This window comes from Streptomyces sp. NPDC056061, from assembly GCF_042266885.1.
GTDB lineage: Bacteria > Actinomycetota > Actinomycetes > Streptomycetales > Streptomycetaceae > Streptomyces.
In genome coordinates, this window is sequence record NZ_JBHJWQ010000001.1 from 869,581 (window position 1) to 883,712 (window position 14,132).

A 14,132-nucleotide genomic window follows, 5' to 3' on the forward strand; every position below is an offset into this window, starting at 1 on the left:
CCTGCGGACGGGGCCGGGCGGAAGGTGGTGGTGGGTGCTGGTGGGCGGAACGGACGGTGGGGCCGGACGGGCGGCCGGTCGCGGGGGATCGAACACGGCCGCCCGGCCGGGTCAGAGGGCTTCCTCGACGGCTTCCTCGCTCGCGGCGAAGGAGGTGCCCGTGCCCTCGGGCAGCCAGGTCCGCAGCAGCGGGTAGAGCAGGAGTGCCGCGACGAACGACACCAGGAAGCCGAGGGCGAAGACATCGGTGGCCATCAGGACCATGCCGACGGCGGCGGACAGGATCAGCGTGATGACCCCGGCCCAGTTCCACTTCTCCACCCGGTGGGTGCCGCTGTCGTACCGAGCCCGGCGCACCAGGTAGTAGTCGGCGATCATCACGCCGCACATGCCGAGAGTCATCGCGCCCAGGTGGGCGAGGTAGGTGGAGAACTTCTCCAGGATCCCGGCGCCGATCATCACGAGGGCGATGAGGTTTCCGACGACCACCATCGCCGCCCTGCCGGGCTTCCTGCCGGTGAGGGCGTCGACCAGGTTGACCAGCGAGAGCGAGCCGGAGTAGGCGTTGATGGCCTGGGCCTTCGCCTGCGCCGCGTAGATGGTGACGAAGCCCATCCAGGCGGCGAAGATCACGAAGAAGGCGCCGGTGTTCTGCATGACGAAGGCGCTGCCGGCCGCGCCCGCCGCCTCCGGAGTCATGTTCTTGTCGTGGTCCATGAGGTACGTGACGACGTCGGGCATACCACCGATGACGACGAGCGATCCCAGGACGGTCATCAGGACGTTCTGGGTGATCGGACCGGCCGCGGCCAGGACCGTGACGTCACGCCGGGTCCGGCAGTAGCGGGCGAAGTCCGTCGTGACGAGGGCGATGGTGCCGGCCGTCGCGCCCATGACCGATATCGCCGCCTCGAACTTCGGCCACAGGCCCCCGGGAACGACCCCGGCGTAGCGGAAGACGTCCATCGGGTCGGCGCCCTCGATCACGTAGATGTGAACGATCATGTAGATCGTGACGAGGAGCGTGACCGCCGTCAGCACGCCGGAGGCGCGCAGCGCGAGCTTGAGCCCGAAGATGGCGAGCGCGATCCACAGCAGGGTCATCAGGCCGTAGAGCAGGATGCGCATCGCCCAGGAGTCGGGCAGGTCGAACATCAGCAGGGTGCCCTGGTAGAGGAGGGCGGACTCCATGGCCAGGAAGCCGAGGATCATGAACGCGAAGATCGCCGAGCCGATCGACGACCCCCTCAGCCCGAATCCGAAGAACCGGGAGGTGATCGTGGAGGACATGCCGGTCTCGAAGGCCATCCGTCCGAGCGCCTTGCCGAGGAAGACCCCGAAGGCCGCGACCAGGACACCGACGATCAGGCCCACGGTGAAGCCGGCGAGGACGACCGTGAAGCCGGCGATGGCGAAGACGACGAGCGCGGTGGCGACGCTGATGGGGCTGAGAGCGAGCTGATGACCGCTCCTGCGCTCCGCTGCTGGGACGCTGACCAGGGCGTGGTCCTCCGCCGCGGCGGACAGCGTCGAATCGGTGGGTCTCGGGGGGTTCGTTGTTGGTGACGACACAGTTTCCTACCCATCGGAGAAGAGACAGCGCCCTCGGCGCGTTCCGCGAGGGAACGCGCCCGGTGTCGCCGTGGTCGGTCAGTCCGTGCTGCAGCCCGCGATCGCTGTGGCCTCGATCTCGACGAGGATTTCCGGTTTGGCCAGGGCCGCGACCTGGACCAGTGAGCAGGCCGGGAAGTCGCCGCCGAAGAACTCCTCGCGGGCCTTCCACACCTGGGCGTTGTCGCTCATGTGCGTGACGAAGATGGTCATCTTGACGACGTCGTCCATGACTCCGCCGGCCGCCTCCACGAGGTCCTTGATCTTCTGGAAGACGACCTTGGACTGCTCGTAGGCGTTGTCGCCGAGGAGGGTCTCGCCGTCCTTGCCGCGCGCGGTCATCCCGGAGACCCAGATCAGGTCGTCGACGCGGAGGCAGTTCGACCAAGTCTTTGCCGCCGGCTCGCGCACGGCGTCGGAGAAGAAACGTTCCTTCTTCATGTTCGCGGGGTTCCTCACAGGTCGATTCGGCTGTCCCAGGCGGACGTTCCGCCCCAGTTCACGCACACGCTCTGGCGGCGCATGAAGCCCTGCCAGGCGGTGGAACCGGCGGTACGTCCGCCGCCGGTCTCCTTCTCGCCGCCGAACGCGGCGCCGACGTCGGCACCCGTGGTGCCCATGTTCACGCGGACGATGCCGCAGTCGCTGCCCCGGGCGGACAGGAAGGTCTCGATGTGGTTCAGGTCTGTGCTGTGCATGCCCGAGGCGAGCCCCTGGGCCACCCCGTTGTGGATCTCGATGGCCGAGTCGAGGTCGTCGTAGACCAGCACCGAGACGATCGGGACGAAGGTCTCCGACTGCGCGATCTCGAAGTGCGGCTCCACACCTGTGACGATGGCCGGCTCCACGTACAGCCCCGGCCGGTCGGTCACCCTGCCCCCGTACACCACGGTGGCCCCGTCGAGTTCGGCGCGGGCGAGGACGGCGCGGTAGTCCTCCACCGCCTGCGCGTCGATCAGCGGCCCGACGACGGTGTCCGGGTCCCTCGGGTCACCGATGGTGATCTGGTCGAAGGACTTCTTCATCAGCTCGACGAGCTCGTCCACGATGCTCCGGTGGGCGATGACCCGGCGGGTGCTGGTGCAGCGCTGACCGGTCGTGCCGACCACGCCGAACGTCAGCGCCTTCGCGGCGAGTTCGAGATCGGCGGTCTCGTCGACGATGCAGCCGTTGTTGCCCGAGCACTCCAGCTGGTAGCGGCGTCCGAGCGTCGTGCCGACGATCTCGGCGACCTTGCGTCCCACGCCCGTGGAGCCGGTGAAGGAAATCATCGCGACCCGGGTGTCGGCGACCAGCCGCTCGGCGACGGCGTTGTCGGCGGGGATGAACAGGGAGAAGACACCCTCGCACCCCAGCTCCGCCGCCGCCTGGTTGACCAGCTTCTGCACCGCGACCGCGGTGAGCGGCACCTTGGGGCTCGGCTTCCAGACCACCGTGTTGCCGGCGATCGCGGAGAGGAACCCGTTCTGCGCCCAGACGGCGGCCGGGAAGTTGTACGCGCTGATCAGCCCGACCACGCCCAGCGGCAGCCACTGGTCGTACATGCGGTGCCCGGCGCGCTGCGACTGCTGGGTGAAGCCGTACATCATCCGCGCCTGACCGGCGGCCAGGGTGGACATGTCGACCGCCTCGCGGAGCTCGCCCCGCGCCTCCATCATCGACTTGCCGGTGTCCAGCGCGACGACGGCGGCCAGGCTGTCGATGTTCTCCTCGATCAACTGACCGATGCGGCGGACGAATTCACCGCGCCGCGGCGGCGGGACCATCCGCCACTCCCGCTGCGTCTCGACGGCGGCCGCCACGATCCGCTCGTAGTCCTCGGCATCGGAGGCGGCGATCCGGCCGACGATCTCGCCGTCGGCGGGACAGACCGCCTCGATCACCGGACGGTCCTCGACGGCACCCCAGCCGAGGGAATCCGTGTAGGTGCCGGAATGCACGTGGTCCAGGCCGAACGCGGCAAGCACCTTCTCGGCATCGAACAGGGCCCCGGCCGTCCCGGCGGTCCCGTTCGCCCCGGTTGTCTCGCTCGTTCCGGCGGTCCCGTTCGCCGTGGTGGTCTCGTTCGTCATCACTTCTCCTCACTCCCCGCCGATGCCGCGGCTCCGGCGAATTCCTCGCGGCGCGTGTTCCTTGCGGCGCGTGGGCGCCTCGTTCCACACGGGCCCCCCGTCCTTCCGGGCGCTTCAGTCCTTCGCAAGGAAGTCCCCGATCGTCTCGTCGGTGTGGTACTCGGGCTTCTCGTAGTAGTGCGGGCCGTCGTAGATCTCGACCAGCACGCTGCGCTCGTGGGCGATCGTCGGGCCGTGCGGGTGGTCCTTCGGGTTCATGTAGAACGAACCGGGGCGCAGCCGCAGGCCGGAGTCGGTGTACTCGTAGTCGCCTTCGAGGCAGTACATGAACTGGTTCGAGGCGTGCGTGTGCCTGGTCGGGATCGTCCCGCCCTTCTCGTACTCCAGGAGGGCGATGCTGGCGCCGGTCTCGGGGTTCTTGAAGAGGAAGTACTGCCGGAACCCGTAGTCGGGGTAGTCGATCCAGTTCGCCTCGTCGAGATCGGTGGCGTGGATCAGGACTTCGAGCGACTTCATGGTGGTGGGGTCGATGTCCACTGTTCACTCCAAACCGGGGCGGCCCGAGGCCACCCATGTGTCGTATTCCTTGCGGCTCTCCGGCGTGGCCGGGAAGAGCCCGAAGAGGGACCGGCCGCGCCGGATCTCCAGGGCCGCGAATTCCTCGTACGCGGCGGCCTCGGCGGCCTCGGCGGCCACCTCCGCGACCAGGTGGCGCGGGATCACCGCCACCCCGTCGTCGTCGCCCAGCACCACGTCACCGGGGTAGACCGCCACTCCGCCGCAGCCGACCGGCTCGTCCAGCGCGACCGGGTGCAGGGCGATCGGGGTCGCCGCGGGGGCGTTGCCCCGGTGGAAGCAGGGCAGCCCGGTGGCGGCGATGGCGGCGGAGTCCCGGTAGCCGCCGTCGGTGACGACGCCAAAGGCGCCGCGCCGCCTCAGCCGGGCCGCCATCATGTCGCCCATGGACGCGCCCGCCGTGCAGCCGAACGCGTCGATCACGAGCACCGCGCCGGGCCGGCACTCCTCGATCGCGCGCCGGTGCAGGTTCTCGCTGCTCGCGTAGTTGGCGAGGGTGTCCAGATCTTCGCGCGCCGGGATGAACCGCAGCGTGCTCGCCGGACCCACCAGCGGCGCCCCGCCCCCGGTCAGCGGCCGGACCCCGGCCATCAGCACGTTGCGCAGGCCGCGCCGGAGCAGCATGTTGGCGACGGTGGACGAGCCGGCCCGCGCCAGTTGCTCACGGACGGTCGGTGACAGCGGCTCGCCGTTCGGCCGCGGTTGTGTTTCGGCGCGCTCCGGGCGCGTTGCGGCGCTCACTGGAAGAACTCCAGCGGCGGACGGTTTCCCCACTGCGTGGTGTCGCCGGCGGTGCCGTTGAACTTGCCGGGCCGGTGGCTGCCGTCCACGGTGTCGCCGTCGGTGTAGTGCTCGATGCGGAAGCCGAACGGGTCCTTCCAGTAGTCGAAGATCTGGCTGCCGAGCAGGTGGCGGCCGACCCCGACGTCCAGGCCGTAGCCCTGCTGGAGGAGGTAGTCGTGCGAGGACATGACCGCGTCCACGTCGGTGACCTCGAACGCGCTGTGGTGGACGCCCACCCAGTCCGACTGGAGCACGAGCATGAAGTGGTGGTCCACCAGCTGCTCGCCCAGGTCCAGCCGGACGAAGGTGCCGACGACGGGCCCGTCCTCGCCCGGCGGCAGGAAGTAGTCGGAGGGCAGGAAGTTGAAGCGCTCGTTCAGCCAGGCCATCGACGCGTCGTGGTCCTTCACGTGCAGCACGAAGTGACCGAGCCGGGCGATGGTGCAGGGCGCGACGGGCTGGCGGACGAAGGCGTTCACCCGGTTCTTGTCGCGGATGTTGTTCATCGCGAACGGCTCGCGGTCCGCGATCGGTTCGGCCCTGTCCCGGCCCCAGATCGCCCGGATCTCGATGCCGTCAGGCATGGTCATCGAGACCACCTGTCCGCCACCGGGCTCCGTCGACTCGGTGACCGGGGACGACCCGGGAAGCGCGGCGAGCTCGACGAGGTCCTGGTACGTGGCGACCTCGATCGAGGCGCCGACGAAGCGCTGTCCGGCTGCCTTGCGGGTGACGTGGATGTGGTGCTGGGTGCCCGTTCCCCGCATGTACAGGGTCCGGTCGTCGCTGCCCTCGGCCCTGGTCATGCCGAACGCGGTGAGGAACTTCTCCATCACGTCGAGATCGGGTGCCTCGTAGGTGACGTGGGCAGCATCGATTGCCGTGGCCACGGGTGCCTCCTGGGGTGGGTGGGAGCGCGGTGGCGCGCTCGGTTCATCGCCGGTGGACCGGGCCGTGCCGGCGAACCGGCTACTGGGCACGGCCCGGTGGGCTCTCCCGACCGGGAGCCCGCGGGACGGTCAGCGCTTGAGGATGCTGACGTCGTCCGGCCCGATCAGGTCCGGCACGGTCCAGCCGTCGAGGTCGTACTCGTCCATGGCGCTCTGCGCGAAGTCCTTGCAGTAGTCGAGGAGACCGCTGCCGCGCGCGCCGAACAGGTTGGTCTGCCGAGTCACGTCGTTGCTGCCGATGTAGTTGATCTCGTACAACTCGTGGCGGGCCCCGAACTCGGTGCCGATGGAGTCCCAGAGCATCTTCATGACCTTGACGCGCTCCTCGGCGTCGATGCCGCCGGTGCCGCGCAGGTAGGTGTCCAGGTAGCCGCGGATCTCGAGGGTGCTGAAGTCCGTGGCGTGGGAGTTGAGGTAGATCAGCCCGCTGGCCACGACCTGCTCGATGATGTTCTTGATCTTCGGCATGGCGAGCTGGTTCATCACCCGGTACGCCCCGGCGAACTGCGGGTCGGGCTGGATCATGCCGCCCTTCCACGGCACCGCGCTCTTGGCCATCGCGTCCGACAGCGCCCAGAAGGTGTTGCGCCAGGCGATGACCTCGCCGAGCTGCGACATGACGCCGTGGAACTGTCCGGCCCCGGTGACGTCCAGCGCGCGGGACAGCATGCCGACCAGGAAGTCCATCTTCACGGCGAAGCGGGTGCAACCGTGCAGGGAGGCGCGCTCCAGGTAGCCCGAGTGGATGTTGTACTTGTTGGCCTGCTCCAGGTCGTTGTAAATGAACGCGTTCTCCCAGGGGACGAACACGTCGTCGAGGACCAGGATCGCGTCGTTCTCGTCCAGCCGGCTGGACAGCGGGTAGTCGAAGGGGCTGCCCAGCACGGCAGCGCGGTACTCGTTGGACGTGCGGCAGAGCAGCTTCACGCCGGGCGCGTTCGTCGGCATGATGAACACCGGCGAGTACGCCGGGTCCTGCACGGCGACCTGGCCCACGTGACCGACGAAGGTGTAGTGGGTCAGGGCCGAGCCCGTGGCCACCACCTTGGCGCCGGTGACGTAGAAGCCCGCGTCGGTCTCCCGGGTGACCCGGATGAACACGTCCTTGCCCGCGTCGGCGCCGAGGCCGCGGTCGACCGGCGGATTCATGATCGCGTGGTTGATGTACCAGGTCTTCTGCTGGGCCTTGCGGTACCAGTTGCGCGCGTTGTCCTCGAACCCGCGGTAGAACTCCGCGTTGGCACCCAGGGTGCCGAGGAAACAGCCCTTGTAGTCGGGGGAGCGGCCCATCCAGCCCCAGGCGATCTTCTGCCACTCGGCGATCGCGTCGCGCGAGGCCACCTGTTCCTCGACGGTCTGCGGTGCCTGGTAGAAGCGGTGGGTGAAACCGCCGTCCTCGGTGGGTGCGGTGAGGATGTCCTTGCGCGCCGGGTCGTGCAGGGCGTCGTACATGCGGGCGATCATGCGGGCCGAATTGCGGAACGCGGGGTGCTCGGCGATGTTCTCGACCCGCTCGCCGTAGATCCAGACCTCGCGCCCGTCGTTCAGGCTCTCCAGATACTCGGTACCGGTAAAGGGGATGTTGTCACGGCCGGCGGTGCCGGATGCCGACTGATTTGCATTTTCCGTGTTCATGGAACGAAACCCCATCTTCTCCCCGACGGAAATGGATCACGTCGCCGGATACAGGTCATGCGCGATCAGCTGCCCGCGAAGAGGGATTTCAGTTGCCGATCCGAAGTTGCCTGCGGCGTCGAATTGCCGGAAGGCTTCCACGGGGGGTGACCCCGGGCAATAGATGCCGGGAGCGGTCGAGAGGGGCGGCCGCGCCGCCGGCCGAGCCGTCCGCCGAGCGGCGAACGGTGGGTGAACTGCCCCTGAACTGGCGCTTCCTGCTCCGGCGGGCCAGTCAAGGGCCGACCGATACACCTTCGAATGTGATGTACATCACGTGAAATGTGTCTCGTTTTCCGAGATGGGGCACCGCCTTTTCCCGCACCGTCCATATGCGGCGCAATGGAGGGGGTCATAGTTTTATGTATGGCCCGTATCGGAGAGGCGCTCCCGGGCAGGTCGGCGCCCGGTGCGCGCCGCGGGGACGCGCATGCGGCGCGGTCCGTGGACACGCGTGGGCGGCGCGGGCGGTGGAGGCGCGTGCACGGCGCGGGTCGTGGAGCCGCGGTGCGTACGGCTGGGTGCCGTCGCCGCGGGGGCTGCTCGGCGTGTGGCCCCAGACCCCTGGCCCCCCGGCCCCCGCCCCCCGGACCTACGACCTGAGCGCGTGCCGGTGTTCGGCGACGACGCGGGTCGCCTCCAGCCAGTGCCGCATCAGCGGGCTGATCTCGGCATCCCGCCGCCACAGCAGCGTGGCCTGCATGGGGGCGAGCCAGTGCGGGGGATCGAGGAGGGCCACCGCGTCCGTCCTGCCCGCGATGCGCTGGGTCACGGGTGCCACGCCGAGTCCGGCGGCGACGAAGGCGACGGCGGTCTGCGGGGTGGAGACCTCCAGCACCTCGAAGGTCTCGTCGCCCACCAGCGCGTTCCCGACGACCTCGGGCATTCCCGTGAACGCGGGAATGCGATACGGAAGAATCCAGCGCCCCCACCCCTTTCCGCCGGGGTGGTCCTCGCGCGCGCGGTAACGGGGAACGGCGAGCTTGATGTCGATTCCCAGCACGGGATAGGAGTCGCAGAAATCGGTGACGAATCCGGCGAAATGGCTGGACCCGAAGGGAATGCATCCCATGTCCAGCCGGCCGTCCCGAATTCCCTGCACGATGAGATCGGGGGTGACATCGGTCAGACTGACCCGGGCCCCCGGCACCTGGTCGAGGAACTCGGCGAGCACGTCGGCGACGAGCTCGTTGATGACCATGGGCTCCACACCGATCCGCAGGTCCCCGACCGCGCCCTCGCCCATCAGCTTCAGCGTCTCCACGGCCCGGTCCCGGTCGGCCACCAGGCGCCCGCCCTTGGACAGCAGGTAGAGCCCGGCCTGGGTGGGGTGGACCCCCTTGGCCGTACGTTCGAGCAGCCGAACCCCCAGCTCACCCTCCAGCTTCGCGACTGCGTGGCTCACCGGCGGCTGCGTCATGTTGAGGTTCTTGGCGGCCTGCGAGACCGATCCCGCCTCGACGACGGCCCTGAAGTACTCGATCTGACGAAAGTCCACGCTCTTCGACCTTCCATGACCCCCGACAAGTGCCGACAAGCAGGCAGATTACGACCTGGGGAGCCGGCGGGCGTCGCGAGCCCGCCCCCGTTGCTCCCCAGGCCGTTGGTGCCGGTGCCACCGCAACCCACGTGCGCGGATGCGCAGGCAGGGCCTGACACGTCGACGCCCGACGGGCACGCGGCTGCGCGAAGCCCCGATGGGATCCCGATGGGATGTCTCTTGACGTAAGCCCGACCATCCGGGGTTCGCCATGTGTCCAGCCCAAACGCTGGACACGGGCGGCAGGCCGGAAAGAGCGATTGCCGCCCGCCGAATCTCGATGCTGGAAGCTCTGCCAGGACCCGCGATCCGTGACATTTTGCAACAGTGGACCGGGACGGTGGGGCCGGTGCCGGCTTCCGGCAGCCATCCGAGACTCATCAGCCTCCCGATTGCGCAACCCACTGCGATGCCCCGGCGTCCAACACCATGGCAGTCGGCTGCCGATCACCGATCACCTGGGAGGGCGCGTGGCGAAGAAGGACCGGACAACGGACGCGGCGAGGGACAAGGACCGCGAAAAGTGGATGGCGCGTTTCCAGGTACGGCTGGCCATGCAGCCGGGCGTGGACCGGGCAGTGGTGCTCCGGGCGGTCAAGGAAGTCACGACGCACGGTGCGGATACGGGAGAGCACCCGCGGACCGCTTTCGGCGACCCGGACGCCTATGCCGTGCAGACCGCCGCACGGCTGGTACCGACGGACCGGGCGGCGCGCGCGAGGCGGCACGACGCCGCAGTGGACACGATCGGCTCCGTACTGAAAAGGGTCGGGGACATCGCCGGTTCGTGACCGGTCGAAGCGACCTCCGTCATGACCCGGCACACGGATTCTCACGCAGTTTCCGTCCGTTGTGCCGACGATGCAGGCCGGCCCGATGAAGTGGACGGCGTACCTCCATCCGTCCGGGGGCCGGTACCGGGCGAGCCTGGTCGGCGCTCCGAGAGTGCGCCGGTACGGCCGCCGCTTGCTCGCCACGCCGGCACGGTACTGCGGACTCACCGCCCATGCGGCGCGTCCGGCGTCACCGGGGACGTACGTGGCCTCGACCACCCGGACAAACGGATGGCCGGGGGCGAGCGTGACGCGGCAGGATGCTCCGCATGACATTGCCCACCCCCGAGCTGCACACCGCCCGCCTGCGACTGCGGCCGTTCACCGACGCCGACGCGGCGCCGCTCTACGCGCTGCACAGCAGCGCCCACGTGCTGCGTTACTGGGACTCCCCGCCGTGGACCGAACCGGCCCGCGCCCAACGCTTCATCGCGACCTGCCGGACGATCGAGGAGGAAGGCACGGGAGCGCGGGTGGCCGTCGACCGCGTCTCCGACGGCGCGTTCATCGGCTGGTGCGGCCTGACCGGCTGGAACCCGGACTTCCGCAGCGCGTCCCTGGGCTACGTCTTCGACGCCGCCGCGTGGGGCCACGGCTACGCCACGGAGACCGCGCACGCCGTCCTGCGGTGGGCGTTCGACACCCTGGACCTGAACCGCGTCCAGGCCGAGACCGACACCCGCAACGTGGCGTCCGCCCGGGTCCTGGAGAAGCTCGGCTTCGTCCGCGAAGGCACCCTCCGCGAGGACTGCGTCGTCAACGGCGACGTCTCCGACTCCTGGGTCTTCGGCCTCCTCCGCCGCGAGTGGCACCCGACGGCCACGTCGACGGCCGGCCGCTAGGACCGGGACACCTGCCCGCCTTTCGGTCCGCAGCCCCACCGAGGTCACCGTGAGCCGCTCCGGCGGGCTCAACGTCTTCGCCTGCCCCACCGATCCCGACCCCCCGCACCGCTGGAGCATCCAGTAGCTCGTAGGGTCCGCCTGGAGCGGCAACATTCTCATCGGCGTGCGCGGGTGCTGTTGCTTTTCGTGAACATCGAACACACCGCGGCCCGGGCGCCTCCCGAAGCACTGAACAACTGCTGTCGAAAACCGGTGAACAAAGCCGGCCCGGAGCGTGGCACGAACGATCATCTTTCGGCGACTTTTTGGGGACATCACCGATGCTCTTCGCCGACGCGTTGTTGTTGTTGTCATGGTGACGAGTACCGGAGCAAGCACCCACTCCGGTCAGCTGAGCGACGCGGTACGCGGATTTTCCTCGGTGTGCCGGGGCCGTTCACCTGCGGCGGGCCGGAGCACCGATCGCGACACCCGGTATGCGATGAAGTCGGCCTGCCGGTCTTCGATCAGAGTTTCATTTCTTCGTCGTCCCGAAGTTCCTCGGACTCTGAGTCGGTCGCTGAGGCCCAGCCGCTTTCCTCTTTGTTCACGGCTTCGGCGGTCTCCTTGGCGCTTCCGGTGGTGTATCCGGTCAGCTTCGCCCGGGTAGTGCCCTTCGTCAGCTTTTTCGATAGGTGCGTGGTGTGCGCGGCAAGGTATTGACTGACCCAGCTGTTGACGTATTCGCGATCGCGCTCCGTGGCGTTAGCGAGGGCGTAGAATCCCGAATTGGATGTATTCCACTTCCCGCCGGGGCGAGTGTTGAACTGCAATTTGGGGGCGAAGTGGCCCCTGGCGTACGAGAGCGTGGCATGACATCCGGTGCAGGGGCGTTTCTTACCGTAGATATGCACGGTGTCTTCATGATGTTTGGTTGTGCTGTGCAGTGCCAGGACCAGCTTCTGCTCGGCATGAATCTTGGACCCGCCCCTAAGGAAAATGATCTTCGACTCGTTCCCGGTGATGGCCGCGCCCACCCCTTGTAGGTCTGTAATCGTGAATGGATTCTCTTTTGAGCGTGCGATCTCATTGAGTAGCGATTCGGAGCTATCGGGGCGAATGCTTCGGCGACCATCCTCGATGGCTCTGAATTTTTCTGCCACGTCTGATGCGCGACCTTCGTGGGAATTGTGTGAAGTTGTCAGCATTTCCCGTAGTGGTGTCCGCTCGTCGACTCCTGCGGAGGGGGTTGCAGGTTCTTTCTGGAGTGCCTGATCTGACGCCTCTCTGGATTTTATGTAGTTCTCCATCTTTGCGGAAAGGGTGGAATGGAGGGAGTTTATCGAAGTGTCTAAATTTGCTGCTACGACAATATTTCCACCAATGCTCATGGATTGGATCTCTTGTTCTTTTGATTTCTTTTCGATGGTGCTCTTCAGGTAAAAGAAGAGCTGGGTGGAAAGGTGTTCGAGAGCCTGCCTGTCGGGGCTGTCCTTCTTGGGTATAGAACCTCTGACTTCGGTCTGGTCCTTCCACTTCCCTTTTTGGTCCACTGGGTGCTTTCTATAGGCGAGGTTCGAATTAAATGCCTCTCTTACAGATTTTTGCGTCGATTTTTTCGCCTTGGTGGCTGGTCGGGGTGCAGCCTCAGCTGGCGAGGGTGCGTCCGTCATTTCCACGTCCGTCATTTCCACGTCCGAGCGCTGTACCGCGGTGCCGGGTTGGCTCGCCACGCCCGCGGGACCCTGGCTGCGATCGCGCCGCGTCGGCGCCTGTCCGCTGAGTGCACGTCGCGCGGTTGTCTCGGCCTCGCGTTCGAAGCGGTCGGAGGGGTCGCTCACGCGAAGGCCGGAGCCGTTGTCCGTTCCGGAGACCGGGCCTTGGCGTTGCTGGATGACGTGGGTCAGTTCGTGGGCGAGGGTGTGGCTGTCCGTACCGCCGTCACCGATGACGACATGGCTGCCGGACGTGTAGGCGCGGGCGCCGACTTCGGCGGCGGACGCCTTCGCGGCGGCGCCGTTGTGGATGCGGACGTCGGAGAAGTCAGCGCCCAGGCGCGCTTCCATGTCGGAGCGGGTGGCGGAATCCAAGGGGCGTCCGGGGGAGCGCAGGACGTCGTGGACGGCCGAGCGTTGGACGACGGGGGCGGCCGGTTCGGCCCGCCGATGGCCGTGGCCCAGGTCGCGGTCGTCGAGGTGCGGCTGCTCCTCCTGGGCCCACGGGTGGCCGGCCCGACGCAGCATCTGGACGACGACGGCGTTGCCGACGGTGTCCTGGAGGCCCGACAGATCGCGGAGCCGCGCGGGCGGCGCCGTGGTGTGGCCCGGCGCCTGTGTGTGGTCCGATGCCGTTGTACGGTCCGGTGTGTGACCGTCGGCGGCCTTGACGACTGTGACGTGCCCGTGCTTGCTCTCGTGCTTGTCCTTGTGGCTGTTTGTGTACAAGGAAGTCTCGTCTCCGGGTCGGTTCGTCGACTCTCCTGCATACGTTGCGAGGAGTCCCTGACGCCAGGTACGGGTGGGCACTCTTGGTTGGCCCGACGGGCCAACGGAAGCCGGGCGCACGGAAGATGGTGCTCCGACCCTTCCTCGATGCCTGCGGCCGGTGTGGTCGCGTGGGGCGGTTCGGCGCGGTGGGAGCGAAGGGTGACGAGCGGGAGAGTGGGAGGCGATCGGTGTGGCCGGGAATCCGCGGGACGCGTTTTTCGAGAAGCCGTCGGGGATGTGCCTGCACATCCTGTTCTTCGGGTGGGCGGCAGCCAGTGGTGGTAGCCCGACCTGGGCCAGGGTGCTTGCGGCCGTTCTCGTGGCGGAGCGCGTGGTGGCGTTGGTGCAGTACCTCGTGCGGCAGCGTCGCGCCCGGCGCGGTACGGCCGCCGGGCGGGGGCCGACCCGGCGGGGTGACCGGGTGGGGTGATGTCGGGGGCGGCCGGTCGGAGGGGGCGGGTTGTGGCCGTGGAGCCGTCCGGGGTGCTCGTTCAGAGGGTGGTGGCGGCGAGGAATGCGGTCCAGGCGGTGGGGGACGGCGAGGACGGGGCCGTCGGTGACCTGGAGTCGCGGATGTGGACGGCGGCGGGGTGGGTGGCCACCTCGACGCAGTTACCGCCCTCTCTGCCGCTGTGGCTGGACTTGAACCAGGCGAGGGGGGTGGTGTGGGGCATGGTGCTCTCCCAGCGGTGCATCCGGGTGGTGGACGGGTGCTCGGGTGGGACCAGCATGCGGTGTACGGCGGCGGGTGGGAAGTACGCCGGTGCCTGTACCTGGGCCGAG

Annotated in this window: 12 protein-coding genes; 2 read left to right on the plus strand and 10 right to left on the minus strand. The window is 68.0% G+C overall.

The annotated features are described in order from the left end of the window. Positions 1 to 111: 111 nt before the first annotated feature. The 8 genes from ACFC79_RS03715 to ACFC79_RS03750 all read right to left on the minus strand — a co-directional run bounded on the left by ACFC79_RS03715 (position 112) and on the right by ACFC79_RS03750 (position 9,164). Positions 112 to 1,572 (minus strand): purine-cytosine permease family protein, encoded by a 1,461-nt coding sequence (locus ACFC79_RS03715; protein ID WP_376234685.1) that lies wholly within the window; start codon positions 1,570 to 1,572, stop codon positions 112 to 114. 78 nt (positions 1,573 to 1,650) lie between these two features. Beyond that, positions 1,651 to 2,052 carry a RidA family protein gene (locus ACFC79_RS03720; RefSeq protein ID WP_376234688.1) on the minus strand — a complete coding sequence of 134 codons (402 nt, stop codon included), beginning with the start codon at positions 2,050 to 2,052 and terminating at the stop codon, positions 1,651 to 1,653. 14 nt (positions 2,053 to 2,066) lie between these two features. Then, the gene (locus ACFC79_RS03725; protein ID WP_376234690.1) at positions 2,067 to 3,683 is read right to left on the minus strand and encodes an aldehyde dehydrogenase family protein; all 1,617 of its coding nucleotides are present in this window, start codon (positions 3,681 to 3,683) and stop codon (positions 2,067 to 2,069) included. A gap of 114 nt (positions 3,684 to 3,797) precedes the next feature. After that, on the minus strand, positions 3,798 to 4,220 hold the full coding sequence (locus ACFC79_RS03730) for a cupin domain-containing protein (RefSeq protein WP_376234692.1): 423 nt from the start codon (positions 4,218 to 4,220) through the stop codon (positions 3,798 to 3,800). Between the two features lie 3 nt (positions 4,221 to 4,223). Beyond that, positions 4,224 to 5,000, minus strand: coding sequence for a dimethylmenaquinone methyltransferase (locus ACFC79_RS03735; protein ID WP_376234694.1), 777 nt, complete (start codon positions 4,998 to 5,000; stop codon positions 4,224 to 4,226). Next, positions 4,997 to 5,932 carry a VOC family protein gene (locus ACFC79_RS03740; protein WP_376234697.1) on the minus strand — a complete coding sequence of 312 codons (936 nt, stop codon included), beginning with the start codon at positions 5,930 to 5,932 and terminating at the stop codon, positions 4,997 to 4,999. The genes ACFC79_RS03735 and ACFC79_RS03740 overlap by 4 nt, the downstream gene beginning before the upstream one ends. Positions 5,933 to 6,061: 129 nt before the next feature. Next, positions 6,062 to 7,627, minus strand: a complete 1,566-nt coding sequence (locus ACFC79_RS03745) for a 4-hydroxyphenylacetate 3-hydroxylase N-terminal domain-containing protein (protein WP_376234700.1) — start codon at positions 7,625 to 7,627, stop codon at positions 6,062 to 6,064. Positions 7,628 to 8,258: 631 nt separating this feature from the next. Then, positions 8,259 to 9,164 (minus strand): LysR family transcriptional regulator, encoded by a 906-nt coding sequence (locus ACFC79_RS03750; RefSeq protein ID WP_376234703.1) that lies wholly within the window; start codon positions 9,162 to 9,164, stop codon positions 8,259 to 8,261. 512 nt (positions 9,165 to 9,676) lie between these two features. Here ACFC79_RS03750 and ACFC79_RS03755 point away from each other — a divergent pair. Beyond that, entirely contained in the window at positions 9,677 to 9,997 is a 321-nt protein-coding gene (locus ACFC79_RS03755; RefSeq protein WP_376234705.1) for a hypothetical protein, read from the plus strand. Positions 9,998 to 10,308: 311 nt separating this feature from the next. After that, positions 10,309 to 10,881: a GNAT family N-acetyltransferase gene (locus tag ACFC79_RS03760; protein ID WP_376234707.1), complete on the plus strand. Its 573-nt coding sequence runs from the start codon at positions 10,309 to 10,311 to the stop codon at positions 10,879 to 10,881. Between the two features lie 509 nt (positions 10,882 to 11,390). Here the strand turns inward: ACFC79_RS03760 and ACFC79_RS03765 are convergent. Both ACFC79_RS03765 and ACFC79_RS03770 read right to left on the minus strand, forming a co-directional pair. Further along, positions 11,391 to 13,307 (minus strand): DUF4157 domain-containing protein, encoded by a 1,917-nt coding sequence (locus ACFC79_RS03765; RefSeq protein WP_376234709.1) that lies wholly within the window; start codon positions 13,305 to 13,307, stop codon positions 11,391 to 11,393. 533 nt (positions 13,308 to 13,840) lie between these two features. Next, positions 13,841 to 14,080 carry a DUF397 domain-containing protein gene (locus ACFC79_RS03770; RefSeq protein WP_376234712.1) on the minus strand — a complete coding sequence of 80 codons (240 nt, stop codon included), beginning with the start codon at positions 14,078 to 14,080 and terminating at the stop codon, positions 13,841 to 13,843. Positions 14,081 to 14,132: the final 52 nt, after the last annotated feature.